The 24,034-nt window shown below is 68.3% G+C and carries 17 protein-coding genes; 5 read left to right on the top strand and 12 right to left on the bottom strand.

The window, feature by feature from the left end:
- Window positions 1–21 precede the first annotated feature (21 nt).
- The 4 genes from QO033_RS16010 to QO033_RS15995 are packed head-to-tail and all read right to left on the bottom strand — an operon-like array spanning window position 22 to window position 5,838.
- Entirely contained in the window at window positions 22–1,263 is a 1,242-nt protein-coding gene (locus QO033_RS16010) for an efflux RND transporter periplasmic adaptor subunit (RefSeq protein ID WP_284481989.1), read from the bottom strand.
- A gap of 4 nt (window positions 1,264–1,267) precedes the next feature.
- On the bottom strand, window positions 1,268–3,643 hold the full coding sequence (locus QO033_RS16005; RefSeq protein WP_284481988.1) for an ABC transporter permease: 2,376 nt from the start codon (window positions 3,641–3,643) through the stop codon (window positions 1,268–1,270).
- A 7-nt stretch (window positions 3,644–3,650) separates the two neighbouring features.
- Window positions 3,651–4,358: an ABC transporter ATP-binding protein gene (locus QO033_RS16000; RefSeq protein ID WP_284481987.1), complete on the bottom strand. Its 708-nt coding sequence runs from the start codon at window positions 4,356–4,358 to the stop codon at window positions 3,651–3,653.
- A gap of 22 nt (window positions 4,359–4,380) precedes the next feature.
- Entirely contained in the window at window positions 4,381–5,838 is a 1,458-nt protein-coding gene (locus QO033_RS15995; RefSeq protein ID WP_284481986.1) for an amidase, read from the bottom strand.
- A gap of 147 nt (window positions 5,839–5,985) precedes the next feature.
- On the opposite strand from QO033_RS15995, the gene QO033_RS15990 reads away from it, so the two are divergent.
- Entirely contained in the window at window positions 5,986–6,498 is a 513-nt protein-coding gene (locus tag QO033_RS15990; RefSeq protein WP_284481985.1) for a thioesterase family protein, read from the top strand.
- Between the two features lie 22 nt (window positions 6,499–6,520).
- Here QO033_RS15990 and QO033_RS15985 read toward each other — a convergent pair whose 3' ends face one another.
- Window positions 6,521–7,384 (bottom strand): 2-dehydro-3-deoxygalactonokinase, encoded by an 864-nt coding sequence (locus QO033_RS15985; protein WP_284481984.1) that lies wholly within the window; start codon window positions 7,382–7,384, stop codon window positions 6,521–6,523.
- 627 nt (window positions 7,385–8,011) lie between these two features.
- Between QO033_RS15985 and QO033_RS15980 the strand changes: the two genes are divergently transcribed.
- The 3 genes from QO033_RS15980 (at window position 8,012) to QO033_RS15970 (ending at window position 11,074) form a co-directional block, all read left to right on the top strand.
- A complete protein-coding gene (locus tag QO033_RS15980) occupies window positions 8,012–8,734 on the top strand; it encodes a sugar transferase (RefSeq protein WP_407682123.1) in 723 nt (240 codons plus the stop codon).
- 63 nt (window positions 8,735–8,797) lie between these two features.
- Window positions 8,798–9,697, top strand: coding sequence for a CpsD/CapB family tyrosine-protein kinase (locus QO033_RS15975; RefSeq protein ID WP_284481983.1), 900 nt, complete (start codon window positions 8,798–8,800; stop codon window positions 9,695–9,697).
- Window positions 9,698–9,826: 129 nt separating this feature from the next.
- On the top strand, window positions 9,827–11,074 hold the full coding sequence (locus QO033_RS15970; protein ID WP_284481982.1) for a GumC family protein: 1,248 nt from the start codon (window positions 9,827–9,829) through the stop codon (window positions 11,072–11,074).
- Window positions 11,075–11,206: 132 nt separating this feature from the next.
- Here QO033_RS15970 and QO033_RS15965 read toward each other — a convergent pair whose 3' ends face one another.
- Window positions 11,207–12,571, bottom strand: coding sequence for an oligosaccharide flippase family protein (locus QO033_RS15965; protein ID WP_284481981.1), 1,365 nt, complete (start codon window positions 12,569–12,571; stop codon window positions 11,207–11,209).
- Between the two features lie 273 nt (window positions 12,572–12,844).
- Here QO033_RS15965 and QO033_RS15960 point away from each other — a divergent pair, with 273 nt between their 5' ends.
- Entirely contained in the window at window positions 12,845–14,059 is a 1,215-nt protein-coding gene (locus QO033_RS15960; RefSeq protein WP_284481980.1) for a glycosyltransferase, read from the top strand.
- A gap of 16 nt (window positions 14,060–14,075) precedes the next feature.
- Here the strand turns inward: QO033_RS15960 and QO033_RS15955 are convergent, their stop codons facing one another.
- The 6 genes from QO033_RS15955 to QO033_RS15930 form a co-directional block, all read right to left on the bottom strand.
- Window positions 14,076–14,921, bottom strand: a complete 846-nt coding sequence (locus tag QO033_RS15955) for a glycosyltransferase family 2 protein (RefSeq protein WP_284481979.1) — start codon at window positions 14,919–14,921, stop codon at window positions 14,076–14,078.
- Window positions 14,918–16,654: a hypothetical protein gene (locus tag QO033_RS15950; RefSeq protein ID WP_284481978.1), complete on the bottom strand. Its 1,737-nt coding sequence runs from the start codon at window positions 16,652–16,654 to the stop codon at window positions 14,918–14,920. Before QO033_RS15950 ends, QO033_RS15955 begins: the two co-directional genes overlap by 4 nt.
- On the bottom strand, window positions 16,651–17,604 hold the full coding sequence (locus QO033_RS15945) for a hypothetical protein (protein ID WP_284481977.1): 954 nt from the start codon (window positions 17,602–17,604) through the stop codon (window positions 16,651–16,653). Before QO033_RS15945 ends, QO033_RS15950 begins: the two co-directional genes overlap by 4 nt.
- Before the next feature lie 67 nt (window positions 17,605–17,671).
- Window positions 17,672–18,373 (bottom strand): 4'-phosphopantetheinyl transferase family protein, encoded by a 702-nt coding sequence (locus tag QO033_RS15940; RefSeq protein ID WP_284481976.1) that lies wholly within the window; start codon window positions 18,371–18,373, stop codon window positions 17,672–17,674.
- Window positions 18,370–23,028: a MupA/Atu3671 family FMN-dependent luciferase-like monooxygenase gene (locus QO033_RS15935; RefSeq protein ID WP_284481975.1), complete on the bottom strand. Its 4,659-nt coding sequence runs from the start codon at window positions 23,026–23,028 to the stop codon at window positions 18,370–18,372. The genes QO033_RS15940 and QO033_RS15935 overlap by 4 nt, the downstream gene beginning before the upstream one ends.
- Window positions 23,025–24,032: a glycosyltransferase family 2 protein gene (locus tag QO033_RS15930; RefSeq protein ID WP_284481974.1), complete on the bottom strand. Its 1,008-nt coding sequence runs from the start codon at window positions 24,030–24,032 to the stop codon at window positions 23,025–23,027. Before QO033_RS15930 ends, QO033_RS15935 begins: the two co-directional genes overlap by 4 nt.
- Between the last annotated feature and the right edge of the window lie 2 nt (window positions 24,033–24,034).

Genomic DNA, 24,034 nt, shown 5'->3' with positions numbered 1-24,034 from the left:
ACTGGCTTGTCTCCGTGGCTCCTATTCGATTTCTCGCTGCTTGACGCGCTGGTGGTCGGCCAGATTGGCCGGCGGGAAGAGCACGACCTGATCGCCCTCCGCCAGCCCCTCCGTCACATCCGCAGAGATGCCATTGTCATGGCCGATGTGCACCGGGGTCAGATGCGCGCGCCCGTCGGTGACGCGGAACACCGCCCAGCCGTCCTGATGCCGGAAGAGCGCGGAGGAGGGCACCAGAAGCGCCGCATCGCTTTGCCAGACCACGATCCGCACCTCGACCCGGTAGCCATGGCCGAGCCCGGCCCGCGCCTCAGGCGCCCCGGTGAAGCCCACCGTGGTCTTGACCCGCTGTTCCTCCACCCCCAGCGCCGAGGTCTTGGTGAAGCCATAGGGTTCGATCCGCTCGACCCGGCCGGAGAGATCGCCGGGGCCGCCCCAGTTGGTGACGATCACCGGATCGCCGACATGTACCTGCACCGCGTCCGAGGATAGCAGTTCGACCTCGATCTCCAGATCGCGGGCGACATCGCCGATTTCCAGAATCGCCGAGCCGGCGGGCAGGGTGGTCGCGCTCTTCTGGATCACCCGCAGGACGGTGCCGTCGATCGGGGCGCGGATCGGGGTGCCGGGATCGGGGGCGGTGTGATCGGCCAGCGCCGTGCCGAGCCCCCTGTCGTCGAAGCTGATCAGCTGGGCGCGGGCGTTCGTCAGCTCGGCCTCGCGCATGGCGATGGCGGCGGCGGCGGTGTCGACATTGGCCTGCGCCACCCGCGCCTCCTGTTCGGCACGCTCCAGGCTGACCTTGCTGGTGATCTGGCGTTCGACCAGCTTGCGCACGCGTTGCAGTTCGCTGTCGGCGAAATCGCGGTTGGCACGGGCGGCGTTCAGATCGGCGCGGGCGACATTCAGCGCCGCCTCGGCGGCATCGACCGCCGCCAGCGCCTGTTCGCGCGTGCGCACGTCCAGTGCCGAGGGGTTGGCCGGCCGCATCCGCGCCACCACGGTTTCGCCCTTCACCACCGGATCGCCTGGGCGGATGGTGACGCGCTGCAGCTCTCCGGCGACGGGGGAGGAGACGACATAGGGGTCGTGAACCTGGGTGTGCCCCTCCTCGTCGATGGTCAGTCGCATCGCCCCTTGCCGCACCGCGTCCAGATCGACCAGCGCCGGGCGCGGCCAAAAGGCGGCCGCCAGCGCGGCGGCAACCAGCAGCGCGGCAGCGGCGCTCAGCACGGGGCGGGATTTCTTGCGCGTGGCGGTCACCGGATCACTCCCTTGTCTTCAGCGCGGATAGCACATCCGCACGGTCGATGTCGCGTTTGACCAGCAGACCCGAGATCAGCGCCGCGGCGATCACCACGCTCATCGCCCAGCCATAGCTCGCCGGGCTGACGACGGGGCGGATCTGATAGATGTCGGTGCTGAAGGCGGCGGCGATCACGAAGGTCAGCCCGTAGCCCATCAGCGCCCCCAGCGGCAGGGCCAGCAGCATCACCGCCACCAGCTCTCCCAGCAGGACGAAGGCGACCTCGTTGCGCGAGAACCCCAGTACCCTGAGGCTGGCCAGATCGCGGGCGCGTTCGGCCTGGGCGATGCGGGCGGCGTTGTAGATCACCCCGAAGGTCACCACCCCGGCGATCAGCGCCATCACATAGCGCATGGCGCCGGCGCCCTCATCCATCATCCGTTCCAGCGCGGCAACGCTCTGGCTCTTGACGCTGACGCCGGCGACCATCGGCATCGCCTTCAGCGCCCGGTAGATCTCTGCCGTCCGGGCGGCATCGACCCGCAGATAGGCGCCAGAGACCCGCAGGGGTTCCTTCAGCGCCCGGTTCAGCCCGTCCAGCGCCATATAGGCGGGCGAGCCCAGAAGGCTGTCGGCCACGGCCACCACCGGCAGCGACAGACTGGGACGGCGCCCCTCGCGCACTTCGACCTGCAGATGGTCGCCGGCGCCGATCTTCAGCGTTCTGGCCAACCCGGTCGACAGGACGACGCCGCCGTCGCGGATCGGGATCGGCTGGCCCTGGGCATCGACGGCGCGGTTCAGCCGCGGCGTGGCGACCAGCCCGTAGATCGCGCCGTTATAGCGGTCGCGCCCGTGTTTCAGGATGGCCGGGACGATGCGGACCGGCTCCACCTCGATCACGCCGGGGATGCGGGCCAGGTCGAAGGCGCTGCGGGCGGCGATGGCGCGGGTGAAGCTCACATTCAGGTCGCTGCGGTCGATGACGGAAAAGGTGGTCTCCTGCATGGCGTCGAAACTGGCGATGATGGCGATCATCGCCACCGAAAGCGACAGCCCCGAGGCCACTCCCAGCACGGCACCGCCGATGCGCAGCGGCTGGCGGGTGATCCGCCGCAGCACCATGCGGCTGGGCTGGTCCAGCAGTCGCGACAGCCGGGCGGCAACCCGGCCGCTGCGGCTGTAGTCGGGCGGCGCCGGCGCCCGCATCGCCACCGCCGGCGTCAGCGCGAAGACCCGGCGCAGCACCACCAGCCCGCCGGCCGAGGCCGCGAGCAGGCTGGCACCGAAGCCGATCAGGAAGGACGAGGGCTCCAGCCGGAACACCAGGAAGGGGAACTTGTAATAGATCAGGTAGACATCGATCATCGACCGACCCAGCAGGATGCCGAACAGGCTGCCCATCAGCGCGCCCCCCAGCGCGATGGTCAGGATCATCCGGAAGTAGTGGCTGCCGACCTCGCGGTTGCGATAGCCGAAGGCCTTCATCAGGCCGATCTGCTCCCGCTCCGCCTGGATCATGCGGGAGATCACCATATACATAAGGAAGGCCGCCACGGCGAGGATCACCGGCGGTACGCTGGCGGCGCTGCGCTTCAACCCGTCGATCTCCTCGGTGATGAACCGGTTGGATTCCAGATCCTTCAGCGCATAGGCCCCGGTGGCGCCAAAGCGGTCCAGCAGCCGGTCGGCGCCGGCGATCACCGCCTGCGGATCGGTGCCGCGGCTGAGCGAGATCAGCGCCTCGGAAAAGGCGCCCTCCATGTCATAGGCGGCGGAGAGCGCGGTGCGGCTCATCCACAGCACGGCAAAGCGGGCATCGTCCGGCACCAGCTCGCCCGGCGCGGTGGCATAGAGGAATTCCGGCGATTGCGCGAAACCCACCACCCGCAGCACCCGGCGAAATCCGTTCATCGTCACCGTCAGCCGGTCGCCGGGGTGCAGGCCGCGCGCCTTGGCGAAGCTCTTCAGCACCACCACCTCGTCGGCGCGGCTGCCGTCGAACAGCCGGCCGTCGGTCAGATAGATCGCGTTCAGTGCCGGGCTGTGGAAGTCGGGCAGCGACAGGGCGCGGGCCTGCACCGGCAGGGTCTGGCCAGGCAGGTCGATCAGCGCCCGGCCGGTGACTCGGGTTTCCACCCGCGACACCCCCGGCAGCGCCCGCAGGTCGGCGGCCAGACGGTCCGGGGCGCGGGTCACCGGGGCGAAGACCTCGGCCAGTCGATAGCGGTCGTAATAGGCGCGGCGGGTCTCGCTGAGCGAGGCGGTCAGCCCGGTCATCATCACCAGCAGCATCACCCCCACCGCGATCACCGCGGCGATTGCCAGCGCCTGGCCGCGGATGCGCCACAGATCGCGGGTCAGCTTGCGGGTGAGGGGCGCCGGGTGGGTCAGCATCGCCGCCCTACCACTCGATCAGATCGGGGCTGAGCCGGCTCTGGTTCTCGACCACCTCGCGCACCCCGCCATCGGCGAAATGGATCACCCGGTCGGCCATGGCGGCCTGGGCGGCGGCATGGGTGACGATCATGATGGTGGTGCCGAGATTCTGGTTCACCTCTTGCAGCACCTTCAGCACCGCCCGCCCCGTGGTGCTGTCCAGCGCGCCGGTCGGCTCGTCGCAGAACAGCACGTCGGGCTGTTTCGCCAGCGCCCGGGCGATGGCGACCCGCTGCTGTTCGCCGCCCGACATCTGGGCCGGGAAATGATCGGCCCGCTTGTCCAGCCCGACGAGCCGCAGCGCCTCGGCCGGGTCCATCGGATTGCGGGAGATTTCGGTCACCAGCTCGACATTCTCATGCGCGGTCAGGCTGGGCATCAGATTGTAGAATTGGAACACGAAGCCGACGTGGTCGCGGCGGTAGCGGGTCAGTTCCCGGTCGCTCATCGTCGCCAGGTCGTGATCGCGGAACCAGACCTCGCCATCAGTGGCCCTGTCCAGTCCGCCGAGGATATTGAGCAGGGTGGACTTGCCACTGCCCGAGGGGCCCAGCAGCACCACGATCTCGCCTTCCGGGATCTCCAGCGTGACGCCGCGCAGCGCATGCACCGCCGCGGCGCCCTCGCCGTAGATCTTGCGCAGGTTGCGCGTTCTGAAACTGGTGCCGGGCATGCTCCTCCTTCCCGGCAGCCGCTCAGGGCTGCCGCGGGCCGGCTTCGATCAGGCTCAGCTGCTTGGCTGTCCAAGGGGCGGCGCGTTCCAACTGGGCTGCGACCGAGATCAGTTTCTCGTCCAACCCGTAGGCCATCGCCAGATGCACGCCGACGGGCAGATCGTTCGCGCTCCAGTGCAGCGGCAGGGTGACGGCGGGCTGGCCCGAGGCGTTGAAGATCGCGGTATAGGGCGAATAGTCGAAGACCGAGCCGGGGCCGTTGCGATAGGCGATGAAATCCTCGAAATCGGGCTTGTAGGTGCCGACCGGAGCCGGCGGCGTTGCCAGTGTCGGGGTCAGCAGCACGTCGCAGTCGAGGAACACATGCGCCATGCGGCGGCCGAAGGCGTGCACCTCTTCCACCGCGGCGAGATAATCGGCGCCGTCGAGCTTCTGCGAATAGGTGATGGCGGCGCGGGTGACGCCTTCGACCATGTCGGGGTCGAGCGGGGCGCCGTTCAGCTTGTTGCGTACGCTCAGCGCGGTGCCGCAGGCGACCACGGTGGTCCAGGCCATCATCATCGCCTCGACATCCAGATCGGGGGCGGCGCGGAATTCCTCCACCTCGTGGCCGAGATCGGCCATCAGCTTCGCGGTCTTCTCGACGGCGGCCACGCATTCGGGATCGATCGGTTTGCCGCTCAGCGTGGTGGTGGCGAATCGCACCTTCAGTTTGCCGGGATCGCGGGTCATCGCCTCGGCAAAGCCGATCTCCAGCGGCGGCGCGACATAGGGGGCGCCCAGGTCGGGGCCGGAACAGGCATCGAGCATCTTGGCGGTGTCGCGCAGCGACCGGGTCAGGAAACCGTCGATCGCCATGCCGGCCCAGCCTTCGCCCGACATCGGCCCGTCGGGCAGCCGCGCGCGGGTCGGCTTGAAGCCCACCAGCCCGCAGGAGGAGGCCGGGATACGGACCGAGCCGCCGCCATCCGAGCCATGCGCCATCGGCACGATGCCGGCGGCGACCGCCGCGCCCGAACCGCCGGACGACCCGCCCGAGGTGTGATCGGTGTTCCAGGGGTTGCGGGTGGGGCCGCCATAGACCTTCGCCTCCGTCACCGGCCCGACGCCGAGCTCGGGCGAGGTGGCGCGGCCATAGGTGACGACGCCGGTGGCCTGCATCCGCAGGAAAATTTCGGAATCATAGCTCCATTTGCTGCCGGCGAAGAGCTTGGAGCCACTGCAGGTCGGATAGGCCCTGGCCTCCGCGCCCAGATCCTTCAGCAGGAAGGGCACGCCGGCAAAGGGCCCCTCGGGCAGGCCGTTGCGGATCGCTTGACGGGCGGTGTCTTCCTGAATGTTGACCACCGCGTTGAGCGCGGGATTGCGTTCCTCGGTCAGCTCCAGCGCGATGTCGAGAAGCTCATCAGCCGTGGTCTCGCCGCTGGCGACCAGCTCTGCCAGCCCGGTGGCGTCCTGCTTGAGATAGGTGCTCTTCATCCCGCGTCTCTCCTTCTTGCTTCGGCTTGGGCGATGGGTGCGGCCACCATCTGCCCCGCAGATGGAAAAGGCAACCGCGGGGTCTTGGCCCCGGCGGCGGACCGGGGCAGAGTGCGGCGGTCTTGAGCAGCAGGGAGAGGGACAGCGATGACAGGGATCGAACGGACGGGACATGACGGCCCCTATCCGGCACCGGTGGAGGTGACCGGGCTGACGGTGCTGCCGCAGTGGATCGACCTCAACGGTCATATGAACGTCGGCTACTACGGCATCGCCTTCGACGAGGCCGCCGATGTGCTCTTCATCGAACATCTGGGCATCGGCGGCGCCTATATCGAGGCGGCGGGGCAAGGACCCTTCGTGCTGCAGTCGCATACGCTGTTTCTGAACGAACTGCGCGAGGCGGAGGCGTTCCGCGTCGCCTTCCGGCTGGTCGATCACGATCACAAGCGGATGCATTTCTTCGGCGAGATGATCCGCGAGGCCGATGGCGTGCTCTGCGCCACGCAGGAGGTGGTCTCGATGAATGTCGATCACGGCACCCGGCGATCGGCAGCCTATCCCGACTGGATCGTCGCCCGTCTGGCGCGGATGAAGGCTGATCACGCCGGTTTGCCGGCCTCGCCGCATATCGGCGCGCCGATCGGACTGCGGCGCTGAGCGGCGCCGGGGCTGACGCGGCTCAGCGCGCCATGCGGCGGCGCAACGCGGTCAGCCCGGCCAGCCCCAGTCGGACCGGATCGGCCTGCAGGCAGGGCACCCCCTGGCGTTCCAGCGCCAGCACATAGGGGCGGATGTCGGCGGGTTCGCCCAGCAAGGCCACCTGCTGGCCCAGCCAGTAGGGGCGGGCGGCGGCCAGTTCCGCGCCGATCGTCAACCCGGTCAGCCGCGCCGGTGCCGCGCCGGAATCCAGCTGCCCCAGCGCCGCCTCGGCCGCCAGCACGGCAAGCCCGGAGGCCAACCGCTCGGGCCGCGACAGTGTGGTGTCGAGCGCGTCAAGGAAACTGTCCTTGTCCCAGCCGCCGGCCGAGGCATCGGGCAGGCCGGGAATGGCGTGGCTGAGCGTTCGGGTCAGGGTGCCGGACAGGGCGCTCTGGAAGCTCACCACCTCGCGGGCGCTGACCTGCACCCAATGGGTTTCCGGCCCGGGCAGGCAGAGCACCCCGTCCCAATTGGGGTTGAGCGCGAAGAAGCCGGCGATCCGCGCGGTCATCCCGACCATGATGCCAAAGGGGCTGCGCTGGGTCAGCGGCGGCACCGCGCTGGCGTTGAGACCGGGCAGCGGCAGCGGCAACAGCTCTTCGGGCTTGGCGGGGATCGCCACAGGCGTGCAGCGGGGACCGGGGGCCAGCCCGCAGATCAGCGCCGGGGCGGTGGCGGCATCGGGCAGCGCCGCGCGCAGCGCGTCGAGCAGGGGCGCCAGCGTGCTATCTGTCGGCGGCGTCCGGGGGGCGGTAACCTCGGCCCGGGCTTCGGCGGTGTCGCCGGTCATCATCCAGCCCCGGGCGTGGCCGGGGTGCAGGTCGATTGCGATCCATCGGGTCATCTCCGGGCCTCCGGTGCAGCTGCGGGCCGGCTCCGCGCCGTCGGTGGGACGGGCAGGCGGCCGGATACCCTGCTTCAATCCGCAGATGCGGCGGCTGTCAACGGCAGCGGGACGATGGCGTGGTCCGCCGCAATCTCGCCATGGTTCCTGGCCGCGAGGAAACCGGGACGATCTGGAGTGAAAAGGTTAACGTCCAGGGTCGAGCCGACGCTGCGTTAACCTGATTCCGTGTAGCCTGGTGTTTCCCTTGTGTGAACAAAATCGCTTTCAGCGCCGAAATGTGGATGTACACCTCGCGAATAAGGGGTGTTTGAGTGGGGTGAATCGGTAGAAACAGATTGTTTCCTTAGAATTCGTTAAAACTCGATCAGTCAGTGTTAAATTCGATCATGGCGAGAACAGGGCGGAAGCGCGGCGCGGTTTTGCTCTGGCAGATTGGGATTATCGGTGGGGGCCGTCCAGTCTGTTGAGCCTGTTTCAAGTCCGGCCGAGCTGCTTGGGTCGGAGAGCTTAAAATTTGAATAAAAGAGTGCCGCATCTTGCCTGCGGCGCGCGGGTCCGTTCGGCCCGCGTTCTGGAGAGACTGTGATGTCTGATGTTTTCTATAGCGAAGTCCGAGGATCGGCTTTGAAACGGTTCCCCCCGCTGACAGCTTCGGCGTTTTCGGTGTCGTCCCTGGTGGTTGCCAACACCAACGCGCCGGCTGCCGGGCGCAAGTCTGCCGCCATCGTGCTGCCGCATGAAGTCTACGCCCATATCGGCAAACGCATTCTGGATCTGGCGCTGGTGCTGCTCACTGCGCCGCTGAGCCTGCTGATCGTTCTGATCAGCGCCATCGCGCTCTGGATCGAGGGCGGCACACCTTTCTACACGCAGGAGCGCCTGGGGCAGAACGGCGATCGCTTCCGCATGCTGAAGCTGCGCACCATGGTGCGCGACGCCGATGCGCTGCTGGCGGAATATCTGGCCAACGATCCGGTGATGCGGGCGGAATGGAACACCGCGCAGAAGCTGCGCAACGATCCGCGCGTCACCCGTGTCGGTGCCTTCCTGCGCGCCACCTCTCTCGACGAGCTGCCGCAGCTGTGGAACGTGTTCCGCGGCGAAATGAGCCTGGTCGGCCCGCGCCCGATGATGCCCGAACAGCTGAGCCTTTATGGCGATGCGCGCTACTACACCATGCTCAAGCCCGGCATCACCGGCCTGTGGCAGGTGTCGACACGCAACGAAAAGGGCTTCAGCTACCGCACCGAGGTCGACGCGACCTATTGCATGAGCCTGTCGCTGGGCCAGGATCTGAAACTGATCCTGCGCACCTTCGGCGTCGTCGTTCGCCGGACCGGCGTCTGATTTCCATCCAGACCGCACCTCAGGTGCAGCTTCCCCACCGGTCATCGATTTGGAGGACGGGACATGAAAGACTATCTTGAAAGCGATCTGGTGTCGGCCGAGGGTGAAATCCTCATGTCCGCTCCGTGGAATGCAGTTGAAGCCGACGACGCGAAACCGATGAACCGTCAGGACCGCAGGATTTTCCGCCGCAAGGCCGCCCGTCAGCAGGCGGAGCAGGAGGGGCTGCGCTTTGATCGCGAGCCGGCGCGCAACCTGCCGGCGCCGCTGCCGGAGCCCTGGGAACGGCTGCACCGGGTCAAGCCCGGCGCCAAGGGGCTGGGGGCGAAACGGGCGCCGCTGGTCAACCTGTTCCGGGACACCCCCGCGGCCCGGTCGTTCGACCTGCTGCGCACCCGCCTGATGCAGACGCTGCGGACCCAGGGCTGGCGCAGGATCGCCGTTGTCGCCCCGACCGAGGGCTGTGGCGCCACCTTTACCGCGGTGAACCTGGCGCTGAGCCTGGCGCGGGTGCCGGGCAGCCGCACCGTGTTGATGGATCTGAACCGCCGGACCCCGGGTGTCGCGGCCGCGCTGGACATCCACGGGCATGGCCGCATGGATGCCTTTCTGGGCGGTGCGCTGTCGCCGATCGAACATCTGGTACGCTGCAGCGACGGTCTGGCGCTGGGTCTGGCCGATGCCGCCGATCCCAATGCGGCAGAGAGCTTTCACGATCCGCTGACCGTCCGCGCGCTGGACGACATGGTGCTGACGCTCGATCCCGATGTGGTGATCTACGATCTGCCGCCGGTCCTGTCGCATGACGACGCCGCCGCGATCCTGCCGCATGTCGACGGGGTTCTGCTGGTCGCCGACGGCACCCGTACCACCGCCGACCAGATCCGCGCTTGCGAGGATATCCTGGGCGAGCAGACCGAGCTGCTCGGGGTGATCCTGAACCGGGCCCGCACGGCCGGTTGAACGGGGTTCAGACAGAGTTTATCGACAAATCGCCTTAGTTTTGCCGGGTTGCTGTGGTGCTTTGCACCCCGGTGGCCCGGCAAACGGGCTGAGGCGGGCGGTGCCCGTCAGCTGTTGAGGTGAGGTTGCATGGGCCCGATTCTATCGTTTCAGGATTTTCTCGACATGCTGCGCCGGCGGGCGTGGGTGATCCTTCTGGTGATCGTGATCGGGTGCGGCCTGTCGGTCTTCGCGGCGCTGAACCAGAAGCACAAGTACAGCTCGACCGAGGTGATCCAGGTGGTGCAGCCGAAGATCGCCGACGATCTGGCCCGCAGCACCGTCGAGGGCACCCCGGCCCGGCGGTTGCAGCTGATCGAGCAGCGGGTGATGGCGCGCGACAGCGTGCTGAACGTGATCCGCGAAAACAATCTCTATGCCGACATGCCGGCGCTGACCGACAATGAAAAGGTCGACCTGTTGCGCACCTCGGTCAATATCAACGGCCTGTCGGGCAATGGCTCTCCCGATGGCTGGGTCTCGGTGGTGACGGTCACGGCAGAGATGCCGACCGCGCAGCAGGCGCAGCAGATCGCCCATGAATTCGCCCGGCTGACCATCGAGCTCAGCAATGAAAGCCGGCTGGAACAGGCGCGGGAGACGCTGGCCTTCTTCACCGCGCGCGAGGAGACGCTGCGCGATCAAATCTCCCGGGTCGAGGAAGAACTGGCCGAGTATCGCAAGCAGAATGAAATCGCGCTGCCCGGCACGCTGGAAATCCGGCGCGAGGAGATCACCTCGATCAACTCCGAACTGCTCGGCATCTCGCAGGAACGGATCCGGATCGAACGCGCCGCCGATCTCAGTCGCCGCAATGACCGCCCGGCCACGGCCGAACGCAAGCTGGCTGACTTCAACGATCAGCTGACCACGCTGGATGCGCAGGAGAAACTGCTGCGCGACCGCAAGGGGGAGCTGGAAAACTCGCTGCAGAGCTCGCCGCAGGTGGAGCGCCGCGTCGGCGCCTTCGACCGCGAGCTGGATCAGCTGCGCGGCCAGCTTGAGGATGCCTCCTCGCGCCGGACCGAGGCGGAGGTCGGCTATCGGCTGGAAACCCAGTCGCAAAGCGAGAGGCTGACGGTGATCGAACCGGCCAACCTGCCGGATTACCCCTTTACCCGTAGCCGCAAGAAACTGGCGGTGGCCGGGGGCATGGTCAGCGTGGTGATGGCGCTGGCGCTGGCCTTCGTGCTGGAATTGATGAACCCGGTGATGCGCACGGCGGCGCATATGGAGCGCGATCTGGGCATCCGCCCGGTGGTGTCGGTGCCCTATCTCGACACCCGGCGGCGGCGCCGGCTGTTCCGCCGCGACAAGCGCCGCGATCACGCCGCCTGACAGGTGCGCCAGCGCGGGGTCGGGCAGGGCCATGATCCCGGGTCGGTGGCGCGGGGATGTGTTTACTCACCTTAGATTTTTTGGGGGGCGGTTCGGAACCGGCCCGGGCCCGGCGCGGAAGACGGCTTCGGATCAGAACGGCGCGCCCGGCACCTGGATCACCAGCGGCCAGTGCAGCCAGAGCGCAAAGGCGCAGCCCGCCAGGGTCAATGTCCAGAATCCCAGATCGGTCAGCGGATCCCAGACCCGGTGCCGGCGCGCCAGCCAGACCAGCGCCGGATAGGTGACCATCTGCGCCAGCGCCATGGCGGTGATCGCGCCGAACAGGCCGAACCAGATCACCCCGGCCAGGATCAGCGACACCTGCGCCACCGCGCGTACTGCCGAATAGATGAAGAAACTGCGGCTGTCGCCCGCCGCCAGCGCCGCCTGATCGTAGGTCATGCCGAGCGCCGAGGGGATCAGGGCACAGGCCATCATCGTCACGATGGCGCCGGAGGCCAGATAGCGGCTGTCGTACATCAGATTGACCAGCGCCGGGCCAGCCAGCGACATGGCCAGCGACAGCACGCCCATGCCGGCCAGCAGGCCGATCCGCAGGAACCGCTGCCGCCGGAAGTTCTCCGGCGCCGCATGGGCGGGGCGGTCACGGAAGATCGGGATCAGCAGCCGGTTGGTCACCGAATGCCCCATCATGGTGGGAAAGCTCGCCAGGAAGAACCCGATGTTATAGAGCCCGAGCATCTGCATGGTCAGGAACCGGCCCAGGATCAGCCGGTCGCCCTGGCTGGTCAGGAACCACAGCGCGGTGCTGAAGAAGATCCAGCGCCCGAAGCTCATGATCTCCTGCGCGGTGTCGCGGTCCCAGCGCAGCCGGTTGCCGGGGCCGGGCAGGAACCAAAGGGTCAGCAACACCCGGGCGGTGGACTGGAAAATCCCCCCCATCACCAGCGCGATCACCGATTGGGTGATCAGCCCGACCGTGATCATGGCGGTGATACCGATCAGCTGGCTCAGCAGCTCCAGCACTGTCAGCCGGCCCAGCAGCAGATGCCGGTGCGCGGTTTCGATCTTCATCGGCGCCAGCCCGGTGATCAGCGAGGCGACGCCAGCGATCGGCAGATAGAGCGCGAGAGAGGGCTCGTGATAGAACTGCGCCATCGGCAGTGCCAGAACGCAGGTCCCGGCCCAGAGACCGAAGCCGCGGATCAGCTGCAGCGTCCAAGCGGTGTCGAGGAAATCGGGGTCGTCGCCGCGCTTGTTATGGGCGATGGCGGGGCCGATGCCGATATCGGAAAACAGCGCCAGACCGACGGTGACAAGCGACACCAGCGCCATCAGACCGAAGGCCTCGGGGAACAGGATGCGGGTCAGCACCAGGTTCGAGACCAGCCGAAGCCCCTGATTGAGCCCATAGTTCAGGATCAGCCAGGAGGCGCTGCGCAGGGCGCGCGCCATCAGGGTATTGCCCTTGAATGCGGTCAGGACTCTGCTCACGTCTGCGGTCTGCCTCTGGTGCGGCCGCGGCACGCGGCGGAATTGGGCTGCAGGCTAGGCCCGGGGGCAGGGCGGGTCAATCGCGCGGCGCGGCGCGGGCGGAATCGGCTGCGGGGTGTTGCGCGGGTCTTGGCAAAGCTGCGTCGATCCGGGCATTTGGCCGGCGAACGAAACAATTCCACTGGCTCGGGGACGGCTGGGGACGGCGCCGCTTTCCTCAGTGGCAGCCGGCGGTTAGGGTCGTCCCACCGTCAGCCCGAGGAGTGCCGTGCCGTGAAGATCGCTTATGTGCTGAACACCTATCCGCTGCCGTCCCACTCCTTCATCCGGCGCGAGCTCAGGGCGCTGGAGCGGGCCGGGATCGGGGTGCTGCGGCTGGCGATGCGGCGGGGCGACATGCCGCTGGTCGATCCGCAGGATCGCGAGGAAGCGGCCGCGACCGACTATGTGCTCGACCGCGGCGGGCGCGGGCTGATCGCCGGGTGCGTGGGCCGCATGCTGCGGCGCCCGGCGGACGGTCTGGCGGCGCTGCGGCTGGCGATCCGGGTCGGGCGTGCCTCGCCCGCGGGGGTTCTGCGGCATCTGATCTATCTGGCCGAGGCGGCCGAGGTCGCCCGCCGCTGCGAGACGGAGGGCGCCCAGCACATGCATGCGCATTTCGGCACCAATTCGGCCACGGTGGCGATGCTGGCCCATGCCTTCGGTGGGCCGGGCTACAGTTTCACCGTGCACGGGCCGGAGGAATTCGATGCGCCAGCGGCGCTGTCGCTGGGGCAGAAGCTGGATCGCGCCGCCTTTTCGGTGGCGATCAGCCAGTTCGGGCGCAGCCAGCTCTATCGCTGGGCAGCCTTCGACAGCTGGGCGCGCATCCGGGTGGTGCATTGCGGCATCGAACCCGGCGCCTTCGCCCGGCCCGAGCCGATGCCCTCCGGACCGCCGCGTCTGGTGTCGATCGGGAGGTTCGCCGAACAGAAGGGGCAGATGATGCTGGTGCGCGCGATGTCGCGGCTGCGGGCGGAGTTCCCTGATCTGCATCTGGTCCTGGTCGGCGATGGCGAGATGCGCGGCGATCTGGAGCGGGCGATCGCCGATCACGGTTTGCAGGAGATGATCACGCTGACCGGCTGGCTGGACGAGGCCGGTGTGCGGGCCGAACTGGCCGCCGCCCATGCGATGATTCTGCCCAGCTTCGCCGAGGGGCTGCCGATGGTGGTGATGGAGGCGATGGCCGCCGCGCGGCCGGTGATCGCCACCTATATCGCCGGGATTCCGGAACTGGTGCGGCCGGGTGAAACCGGCTGGCTGGTGCCCGCGGGCGATGTGCAGGCGCTGGCCGATGCGGTGGCCGATCTGGTGGCCCAGCCGGAAGAGAGGCTGGCCGCCATGGGGCAGGCCGGGCGGGAACGGGTGCTGCAGCGCCACGATGCGGATCTGGGGGCCGCGCGACTGGCCCGCCATGTTGCGGCCAGCCTCGCGGGCACCGACTGATCGCGCCGGGGGCGACTCAGCGGCCGCGTGCCCAGCGGCTGTGATCGTCGTAAAGCGGTGTCTTCACCGCAAGGCTCACTGCGGCATAGACCAGGAAGCCGGCCGGATCGGTCAGCGCCAGCCGGGCCAGCCGCCGTTTGCCCGGCCGGGTCGCCAGCGCATTGGCCTCGAGCTGGGGAAAGCGCTCGGCGATCTCGCGCACGCCGATGTTCTGCCGCCGCCGCACCCGCACCAGATTGGCGAAGCCCTCCACCAGCGGCCAGGTGTAGAAGGCCGAGAGCCGCTCGCGTTCGGCGGGGGCGAAATTCAGCCGGGCGAAGGTGTCGTCCGAGATGATATCGGGCCAGGCCTTCCAGCGGCCGCGGCCGGCGGTATTCATCGCGAAGATGCCAAAGCCCGGCGCATCGGTGGTGACGAAGGGCAACCGTTCCCAGAACCGGCTGTAGAGCCGGGTCGCCAGGCTGCGCGCCTGGGCCACATGCGGGGTGCCGCTGGCGTAGCGGGGCAGGTCGGTGTCGAGCGCGCCGGCGATCTGCCGGAGCAGCGGCGGTGAAACCCGCACATCGGCATCAAGATAGACCCGGACCGCGCCTCGGGCCAGATCGTCGCCGCGGTTGAGCGCGCCGAGCTTGCCGCCGGCGGCCAGTTCGACCACCTGCAGCGTCCAGCCGCGCGCCGCGAAATCGGCGCCGTGCGCCCGGCTGCGGCCGGCGGTATCGTCCTGGCAGCCGTTGGGCACCACGATGGTTTCCAGGCCCCAGCCCTCGGGCAGCGGATCGGAGGCCAGGATCGCCTCCAGGCAATCGCCGATCCAGAGCGCCTCGTTATGCGCCGGCAGGATGATGCTGAGAAGTCCGCTCATAGGAAGGCCCTGATCGCCTCCCAGCGCGGGTTCTGATCGGAAAGATGGCGCAGCGCCCCCCAGCTGCCCCATTTGCTGGGCGTGCTGACATCGGTGAAGACGTTGAACAGCGCGCCGCCGGCGGCCTGCCAGCCATTGATCAGCTCGGTATAAAGCGTCGCCATTTCCGGGGTATAGTTGAAATGGGTGAAGAAGGCGGTGATGTCCTCCTCGTTCACCATCGGGCCGATGCCCACCAGATGGGTGCCGCCCTCGTACATGATCAGGTCGAGATCCCATTTGGCGGCGACCTCGGCGTGATAGGGAAAGACGGTCTCCAGCAGCCAGCTCAGCGAGCCGTCGGGATCGCCGCTGCCCAGCCCGTCGCGCATCTCGGCCCAGGCCAGGGCGGTGGCGACGTCGAATTTATGCGCTTCGACATAGCTGTCGCGCGCGGCACCGGTCAGGCCCTTGGCGGCGGCGGCGCTTTCGGCCATGGCGCGGCTGTCGCTCAGCCATTGGCGGATCAGCGGCGCGCGGTCCTCCATCCCCAGCGCGGCTCCGAAATAGCCGGTGATCGCATAGGCATCGAAATGGCTGGCGATCGGCGCCGCCTCCTTCGCCTCAGCCCGGACCAGCGGCGGGTCGAGGATATCGTGCTCCAGCCCGATCCAGCCGGTCTGGGTGCTGAGCACGTTTATCAGCCGTTCGCGCGCGCCGGTCTCGGCATAGACCGCGGACCAGATGTCGGCCGCCTGGCTGGCGCGCAGCGCGTAATATTGCACCCAGGCGGTATCGCTGTTCCATCGCTCCTGCGCCTGGGTGTGGGCCCATTGCGCCTGTTTGAACTGCCAGTTCCAGACTTCGTTGGAGAACTCGACATAAGCGTTCAGATCGGTCCAGAGGGTGTCGCGGGCCAGCGTGGCAAAGCGGCGGAGATAATCGTCATCGGCCAGATGCGGCATGTTGAACCAGGCGTCGACACCGATCCGGTTGGCGAGATCGATCATCACCTCAGCCGGTGCGCCGCGCAGCGCATAGGTATAATCCGAGACCTGTGGCCGGTCCTCCCAGCGCGACAGGGTGGAATCGTTGGTGGCCATCCAGTCCATGAAGCGCAGCGCCCGGAAGCCTTCCAGCACGCGCAGGAAATCGGGGTTGAAGACGGCACCGGCATCGAATTCCCGCACCCGGTCTTCGCGCACCACGGTGATGTTGCGGACGTGGTTGCCGCTGCGGCTGCGGTCGGTGCGCTGGATGCGGATATCGACCGGGCCGCTGCCCGGTTCGAAATCGAAGCGCACCTCGTTGTCGGCATAGCGGACGTTGCGACCGCGCAGGCTGACCTCGACGATGCCGTCGCCGTCGAACCGCAGCACATAGCGCCCGGCGAGCGATTGCGCTGCCTCAGGCAGATCGGTCAGCACCAGTGTCCCGATCGAGCCGAGCTCCGGCGGGATCTCCAGCGGCCAGCCGTGTTCGTCCAGATAACCGGCCTGGGCCAGATCGTCGTGGCTGGCGCCGCCCCATTGTCCCGACTTGTGGCCAATCCAGGGGCGGGCGGTCTTCATCACGTCGATGAACGGCTGCTCGACGCTCCAGTCGTTGATGCCGCTCAGCCCCATGCACATCGGCACGGACCCCACCGGCACCGGCGGGACGGTGCCGCCGGCCTGTTGCGCCCAGCTGCGCAGCGGCAGGCTCAGGCTCAGGGGGGCGGCAAGCGCGGCGGTCAGAAGGCTGCGGCGTCTCATCGGGCGACTCCGGTCTTGGGCAGGGAGGTCACGACCTCCCACACGGTTTCCTGCATCAGCCGGGCAACGTCCAGCGTCGGCGCATCGGCGGGGCTGCCATCGGCGCGGTGCAGCTGCGAGGGCAGCCCGATCGGTGATCGCCCGTAAAGCACGGCGTAATGGGTCAGCGCCACCAGATAATTACCCAGATCGCTGGGGTGAATCTGATCCTGCGTCCCGTCGGGCGCGCGGGCAAACAGATCGCTGCGGTCCTGCACGTCGTCCAGCCCGTCGAGTTCCTCGATCCGCCGCACGAAGCGGGCCAGGACCTGCCCGGCGGGGATCAGGTGGATCGGCCGATCGCCAACGTCCCGTGCCAGATCGGGCAGCAGCAGCCTGCCTTCCCAAAGCTCGGGCAGATCGCGGTCGAGCCGGGTCAGCCAGCCCTCCGCCGTATCGAGAGGATGCCAGCTTTCATAGAGATAGACCTGTGTGGCGGGATTGGCGGCGCGGGCCAGATCGGCCCATTTGCGCAGATAGACCGGGCTGTCGAAATAGCGGATGGCATCGCGCAGCTCGACCATCTCGGTCAGCACGACGGCATCGTAATCGCCCGAACCGATCGCCTCTCTCGCGGGGCGGAACCGGGGGGTGTCGTTTTCGACGTCGAAACCGTTGATCGTCTCTTCCGGTTCCCAATGCGCCTTGAGCGTGGTGCCCCAGCCCAGTTGCAGCTCATAGCGGTGCCCGGCGCCGGCCAGTTCCGCCAGCATCGCCGGCATGTCGCGTCCGACGAGGCTGTGGCCGAGATGAAAGACCCGCAAGGGGTGCGCCGGCGGCGGCAGCGGCGTGGCATAGGCGGCCGCCACCGTCGCGGCATCGGGCAACTTCGGGCGCGGCCAGAACCACCAGGCCAGCGCGGCGATGAGGGCAAGAAGGGGAAGGGAAAACAGAAACCAGCGAAGGAACATGGGTCGGCGGGCCTTTGGGTTGTCGGTCACGTCGGCAGCATCGATGTAAGCACGCGCACCGGCGATTTCACGCAGAAAGCGTGACGATCGTCGCGATAAGGCCCTGTCCGATGACAAAATGCCCCTGCAGCCTGGTTCCGCTGCGAAACGGCGGGATATCCTGCAGGAAATCGGCGCTGAACCGGCCGGTTTCCGGCTCCAGCCGGACCTCCAGTGTCTGAAAGCCGAACAGCCGTCCGCTCAGGGGGAATTGCGCCTTATAGGCGGCCTCCTTGGCGGAGAAGATCACCTTGGCGATCAGGCCGCGTCGCGCCGGGGGCAGGAGGGCGAGCCGGGCGGCCTCTGCCGGGGTGCAGATTGCCGGGATCAGGTCGAGCGGCAGCGCCACTTCTTCCTCCAGATCGATGCCAAGCGCGGAGAGGCGGCCGGCACGGGCCAGGACCGCGACACAGGCGTTGGAACAGTGGCTGATGCTGCCCACCACGCCGGCGGGCCAGACTGGCGCCCGGTCGATCCCGTGGGCAATCGCCGCCGGCGGCAGGCCCAGCTGCGCCAACGCGTGACGGGCGGCGCTGCGCCCGGCGGCGAATTCGCGCAGCCGGGCAGGGCGGGCGCGGGGCAGGCCGGCGCGCTCCTCGGGCCAGAGGGCGGGCTGGGGTGTCCGCGGATCGGTCGCGGCCACCGCCACATCCCGCGGCAGCAGCGACCGCACCAGCGCCCCGGCATCGGGGGCCGGGGAAGGCGCCGGCAGGGGCCGCGCCGCGGTCATCCGGCGCGCATCCGTCGCCGGTCGCGCATGGCGCGGCGCTTCGACATGGTCTCGGCCCGGGCCGGTTCGTCCGCCGCCGGTGTCTCCGGCTCGGGCGTGTCGGTGCCACCGCCGATATGCTCCGCCAGCCCGCCCAGGGTGGGAAAGCGGAAGATATCGGTGATCGACAGATCGGGCCGTTCCAGCGTGGTGCGGATCTCGCGATGCGCCTGCACCGCCAGCAGCGAATGACCGCCGAGCGCGAAGAAGTTGTCCTCTACCCCGATTTCCTCGGCGTTGAGCCCGAGGATTTTCGCCCAGATCGCCGCGATCTGCGCCTGCGGTCCGGCCGCGGGCTGGGTGGCGGGCGTTGCCGGGGCGTTGCCCGGGGCTTGTGCCGAGACGCGCGGGCGCGGTGCCCGGGTCGGGGCCGGCGCCGGCAGCGCCTTGCGGTCGATCTTCTTGTTGGGGGTCAGCGGGAACCGTTCCAGCGTAACGATATGGGCGGGCACCATCACCTCGGTCAGGTGGCGGGCCAGTTCGGCGCGTATCGCCGCCTCGTCGACAGCGCGGTCGGCGGTGACATAGCCCACCAGCCTGAGATCGCCGGGCGCCATCTCGCGGGCGACGACCACCGCGGCGGTGACGCCGGGCCAGGCGGCCAGCGCCGCCTCGATCTCGCCCAGTTCGATGCGCTGGCCGCGGATCTTCACCTGGTGGTCGGTGCGGCCGAGGAAATCCAGCTTGCCGTCCATCCGCCAGCGGACCAGATCACCGGTGCGGTACATGCGCAGCGGCTGCGGCCCGGTCAGATCGATTTCTGCAGCGAAGGGATCGGCGGGGAAACGCTCTGCCGTCAGCTCCTCGCGCTCCCAATAGCCGCGGGTTACCCCGGCGCCGCCGATGCAGAGCTCTCCGGGCACCCCGATCGGGGCGGGCCGGCCCGCCGCATCCAGCACGTAGACGCCGGTATTGGCGATCGGCGTGCCGACATTGACGGTGCCGCGCACCCCGGGGCCGACGGCCTCGCAGGTCGACCAGATCGTCGTCTCGGTCGGGCCGTACATGTTCAGGATCGCGGCGCCGGTGCATTCGCGCAGGTCTTCGACCAGATCGCCGGGCAGCGCCTCGCCGCCGACCAGCAGGTGTTTCACCCGGCCGAGCGCCAGCCGCGCCTCGTCGTTCATCGCGATCATCCGCGCCATCGACGGGGTGCACTGCATATGGGTGACGTTATGGCGGATGATCTGCGCGGCGAGCGAGAAATCGTCCGCCTCGGGTTCGCTGGGCGCATTGGCGCGCTTGAGCACCTGCGCCAGCGGCGTCAGCCCCTCCAGCACCAGATCGGGGGCGATGCCGTAGTCGATCAGGCAGGCAACCTCGTCCACGCCGATCCGCTTGAGCTGTTCGACCCGCGCCAGGCCGTCGGCCACGGTGCCGAAGAGGCCCGAGTCCTCGAAATACCGCTCGAAGGCGAAATCGAGGATCGCCTCCAGCTCCTCCTCGCCCAGCATGCCCAGATCCATGTCGAAGGCGTTGCTCACCCCCTTGGGTTTCTTGAAGGCGGGGAAGGCCCAGGCGTATTGCTTGATCAGCCCGGCGGCGGAGCGGAGGTAGTCCTTCATCGGGCCGCGGGCGATTTCGGCGGCCTCTTCGCGGGTGTCGGCCAGATAGGTGTGCAGCATCAGCGTCACGGTGAAATCGGCCGGATCGTGGCCGGCCTCACGCAGGGCGGCGTGATAGAGGCGGATCTTGCCGGCGACTTCCTCGATCGACTGGCCCAGCAGGTGGGTCAGCACATTCGCCCCGATCTGGCCCGCCTCTTTCCAGGTGTCGGGGTTGCCGGCGGTGGTGACCCAGATCGGCAGTTCCTTGGACACCGGGCGCGGCTGGGTGATCACCGCATGCGGGCTGCCATCGGCCTTGGGAAACTCCACCGCCTCGCCGCGCCACAGTTTGCGCAGGGTTTCGATGGTGGCGAACATCGCCGGCTTGTTGTGGGGCGGCGTGTTCTCCGGGCGCAGGATGAAATCGTCCGGCTGCCAGCCCGAGGCGATGCCAAGCGCGGCGCGCCCGTTGGTCAGGTTGTCGATCACCGCCCATTCCTCGGCGATCCGGGCCGGATGGTGCAGTGGCGCGACGCAGCTGCCGGCGCGCACGGCGATGTTCCGGGTCACCGCCGCGACGGCAGCGCCGGTGACGGCGGGGTTCGGGTAGGGGCCGCCGAAGGCGTGAAAGTGCCGCTCCGGCGTCCAGACCGCATTGAACCCGTTGGCATCGGCGAATTTGGCACCTTCCAGCAGCAGTTCGTATTTCTTCGGACCGGCGCCGTCGTCGTTGCCCCAATACATCAGGTTGAAATCGATCTTGCGGTCGCTGACCGCCAGCGGGCCTTTCGACACCACGGCGCGGTTCTCGTCGCCCGAGAGCACCAGCTTGAAGCCGCGCGCCAGGGTCCAGAACAGCTCGAGGACAGAGATGTCGAAGCTGAGGCTGGTCACCGCGAACCAGGTGCCGTTTTCCGGCACGCCGATCCGGTCATCCATGCCGGCGAAGAAGTTCGAGACGTTGCGGTGTTCGACCATCACCCCCTTGGGCAGGCCAGTGGACCCGGAGGTATAGATCAGATAGGCTAGATCGGCGCCGCCGGCACCGCCGTCGACATTCTCCGCCTGGGTGCCCAGCGTTTCGACCTGCAGGATTTCGGCTGGGCAGTTCGGCAGCTCCGTCTGCTGGGCGCCATCGGTGACGATCACCGCGGCGCGGCTGTCGCTGATGTAATGCGCGATCCGGTCGGCCGGATAGGCGGGGTCGAGCGGCACATAGGCGCCGCCGGCCTTGAGGATGCCGAGCGCGCCGATCACCAGTTCCGGGCTGCGGCGCAGGTAGATGCCCACCGGATCGCCGGGGCCGACGCCCATCTGCTTCAGCCGCGCCGCCACCGCATTGGCGCGGGCGTTGAGCGTGGCATAGCTCAGCACCTGATCCTCGAACACCAGCGCGGTGGCCTCGGGGGTACGGGCGACCTGCGCCTCGATCGCGGCGTGGATGGTCAGCTCCGGATCGAAGTCGCGGGCTGTCGCGTTCCATTGCGCCAGCGTCTTGCGCCGTTCCGAGGCCGGCAAGATATCGAGCGCGCCAAGCAGGCTGTCCGCCGCCGCCGCCAGCGCGGTCTGAAAGGCGGTCTCCAGCCGGCGGGCCAGCAGTTCCGCTTCCTCCTCGCCGATCCGCGCCCGGTCGATATAGAGCGTGGCACGATCCTCGCGCAGCGAGACGGTGGCAAGGCTGCCGGGTACCGGGCCGGTACCGTTCAGACCCAGCCCGATGGCCGGGGTCCCGTGCCAGGTGATCTGCGGGTCGCGGGCGACCAGATCGCGGGCGAAACCGCCGGCAACGCTCTGGGTCCGCGCGGTCTCCAGCGCTGCCTCGGTCTCCGACAGCGTGGCGCCGGCGCGGATTTTCAGCGGCACCCAGCCAGAGACATAGCCCGGCGCCAGCTGTTCCGAGGCGACCACCGAAGGGGTGGTCAGGGCGATATCGCCGAAGTCCTCGCCACTGCCGTTCAGTCCCCAGGCCAGCGCCGCCAGCGCCGCCTGGGACGCGCTCAGCCCGTCGGGCAGGGCGATCCGCAGCGCTTCCCAGTCGGGCGCGCCGGTGCCGGCGCCGGCCAGCGGCATCGACATCGGGTGCAGCGTGCCGAGAGCGCGGCGCCAATGCGCCTCTGCCCGCAGGGTGGCGGAGATCGCGGCGCCGAGACTATCGGCCTGCTCGGCGGTGGGGGAGGCCAGCGTCTCACCGGCCCGGACCAGATCGGCCAGCGTGACGGCGCCGCCTTCGGGGGTGGTCAGACGGCTCAGGTTCAGGGCGCCCTCGCTGGTGGCGACGGTCAGGCTTTCCCCATCCACCGCCATGACGTGGCCGGGCAGCCCCTGGGCGGCGCCGGCGGTCTCGGCCTGGCCGACCAGCAGCACCTGGCCCGCGATCTCCAGCTTCGGGCAACCGATCGGGTTCCAGTAGCCACCGAAATCCAGCGCCCGCACCAGCGCGGAAAGCTGGGCGGCGGGACGGTGAAAGTTCAGCCGCGCGGCGGCCTCGGGGCGGGCATCGCGGGCGAAATAGCTGCGCTGGCTCAGGTCCTGGGCCTGTCGCTGGGGCGCCTCGGCTTCCAGCTGGTCGATCACCCGCGGGAAGCTGTCCATCGCGGCGCCGTAGCATTTGGAGTTGAGACTGAAGGCGGTGTCGTCGGCGGCAATGGCAAAATGCTCCTGCGCCAACAGATCGCCCTCGTCGATGCCACCCTCGATCATGTGCCAGCTGATGCCGTAATCGCTCTCACCGGCGATCAGCGCCCAGACCGGGGCGTTCAGCCCGGCGTAGCGCGGCAGCGGCCCGTCGTGAAAGTTGATCGCGCCGCGGGCGGGCAGCGCCAGCACTGCCTCGGGGATCACGTTCAGGTTGGCGATGGAAAACAGCCAGTCGATGTCGTCGGGGGCGAACCGATCGCTTAGCGCGGCGATCTTCTTCTCCACCGGCAGGCCCAGGCCGGTGGCCCAGGCGCGGATGTCGGGATCGCGCGATACCACCGCGCGGATGTCGTGGCCACGGTCGCGCAGCGCGTCGCCGCAGCCGATCAACAGGGATTCATTGCCAATAAGTACGCAGGAAAACTGGGTCATTTGCTATCCTCGACGAGGGTGGCGGAAACAGGGGAAACGGTGGCGGCCCGTGGCGGCGGGGCCCCGAAGGCATGCACGATCAGATCGCGCAGGAAGTGATCGGGATCGGCCTGGGGTTTGTTCTGCAGCCGGCGCCGCAGCCCCCAGAGCATCTGCCCGGAGACCCGCGCCAGTGTCGCCGCAGCGGCATAGGCACGCCCGTGATTCTTGGTGAAGTAATAGCGGCGCGAGTCGAACCAGTAGCCCGGCGTACGACGCCAGGCCTTCATCCCGGTCGAGGCTGAGCCCAGATGCGCGATCCGGCTTTCGGGCACATACCAGGTGGCCCATCCTGCGCGAGACGCCCGCAGGCAGAGATCGGTTTCCTCGTAGTAGAGAAAGAAGGTCTCGTCGAACCCGCCGATCTGCCGGATCATCTCGCTCCTCAGCATCAGGCTGGCGCCGGCGGTCCAGTCGACCCGGGTCGCGCCCTCGGGGATCGGCAGGGCGACGACGGCATTCCTCAGCAGTCGGGTGAACAGGCCGGTGCGCACCGCGCCCTCGAACTCGCCGGCGACCGAGGGGAAGCGGAAGGCGGTGTGATGCGGTGTACCGTCGGTGCCGTGGACATAGCTGCCGGCCATGCCGGCGCTGGGCGTGGCGGCCAGGAAATCGCGCAGGATGCGGATGGTGCCGGCCTCGGGGAAGGCATCGGAATTCAGCAGGTAGTAGAAATCGGGGGTCCGCCCGTCGCTCAGCCCCTGCCGCATGCCGAAGTTCATTCCGGCTCCGAAGCCCCCGTTGCGATCGGAGGCGACCACCCTGAGCCGGTCGTTCCGGGTCCAGCCGCGCCCGGCGGCCTCCGCCGTCAGACGGGCGAAGGAGCCGTCGCCGGAATCGTTGTCGACGATGACGATCTCGCCCGCCATCCCCTCCATCGCCGCCAGCGCGGCTTCGGCCGATTTCAGCGTCAAATCCGGGGTGCGGAAATTCAGCAGGATCGTCAGGACAGTGGGTTCGCTCATGA

It is taken from the genome of Pseudodonghicola flavimaris (assembly GCF_030164425.1).
Classification (GTDB): domain Bacteria; phylum Pseudomonadota; class Alphaproteobacteria; order Rhodobacterales; family Rhodobacteraceae; genus Pseudodonghicola; species Pseudodonghicola flavimaris.
The sequence above is the reverse complement of the archived record's forward strand: the minus strand, read 5'-3'. Positions and strand labels throughout refer to the sequence as shown.

Excerpts from the sequence above, each read along its gene's own strand:
- QO033_RS16005 (WP_284481988.1), bottom strand. The coding sequence starts at position 3,643 with ATGCTGACCCACCCGGCGCCCCTCACCCGCAAGCTGACCCGCGATCTG.
- QO033_RS16000 (WP_284481987.1), bottom strand. The coding sequence starts at position 4,358 with ATGCCCGGCACCAGTTTCAGAACGCGCAACCTGCGCAAGATCTACGGC.
- QO033_RS15995 (WP_284481986.1), bottom strand. The coding sequence starts at position 5,838 with ATGAAGAGCACCTATCTCAAGCAGGACGCCACCGGGCTGGCAGAGCTG.
- QO033_RS15990 (WP_284481985.1), top strand. The coding sequence starts at position 5,986 with ATGACAGGGATCGAACGGACGGGACATGACGGCCCCTATCCGGCACCG.
- QO033_RS15985 (WP_284481984.1), bottom strand. The coding sequence starts at position 7,384 with ATGACCCGATGGATCGCAATCGACCTGCACCCCGGCCACGCCCGGGGC.
- QO033_RS15975 (WP_284481983.1), top strand. The coding sequence starts at position 8,798 with ATGAAAGACTATCTTGAAAGCGATCTGGTGTCGGCCGAGGGTGAAATC.
- QO033_RS15970 (WP_284481982.1), top strand. The coding sequence starts at position 9,827 with ATGGGCCCGATTCTATCGTTTCAGGATTTTCTCGACATGCTGCGCCGG.
- QO033_RS15955 (WP_284481979.1), bottom strand. The coding sequence starts at position 14,921 with ATGAGCGGACTTCTCAGCATCATCCTGCCGGCGCATAACGAGGCGCTC.
- QO033_RS15950 (WP_284481978.1), bottom strand. The coding sequence starts at position 16,654 with ATGAGACGCCGCAGCCTTCTGACCGCCGCGCTTGCCGCCCCCCTGAGC.
- QO033_RS15945 (WP_284481977.1), bottom strand. The coding sequence starts at position 17,604 with ATGTTCCTTCGCTGGTTTCTGTTTTCCCTTCCCCTTCTTGCCCTCATC.
- QO033_RS15940 (WP_284481976.1), bottom strand. The coding sequence starts at position 18,373 with ATGACCGCGGCGCGGCCCCTGCCGGCGCCTTCCCCGGCCCCCGATGCC.
- QO033_RS15935 (WP_284481975.1), bottom strand. The coding sequence starts at position 23,028 with ATGACCCAGTTTTCCTGCGTACTTATTGGCAATGAATCCCTGTTGATC.
- QO033_RS15930 (WP_284481974.1), bottom strand. The coding sequence starts at position 24,032 with ATGAGCGAACCCACTGTCCTGACGATCCTGCTGAATTTCCGCACCCCG.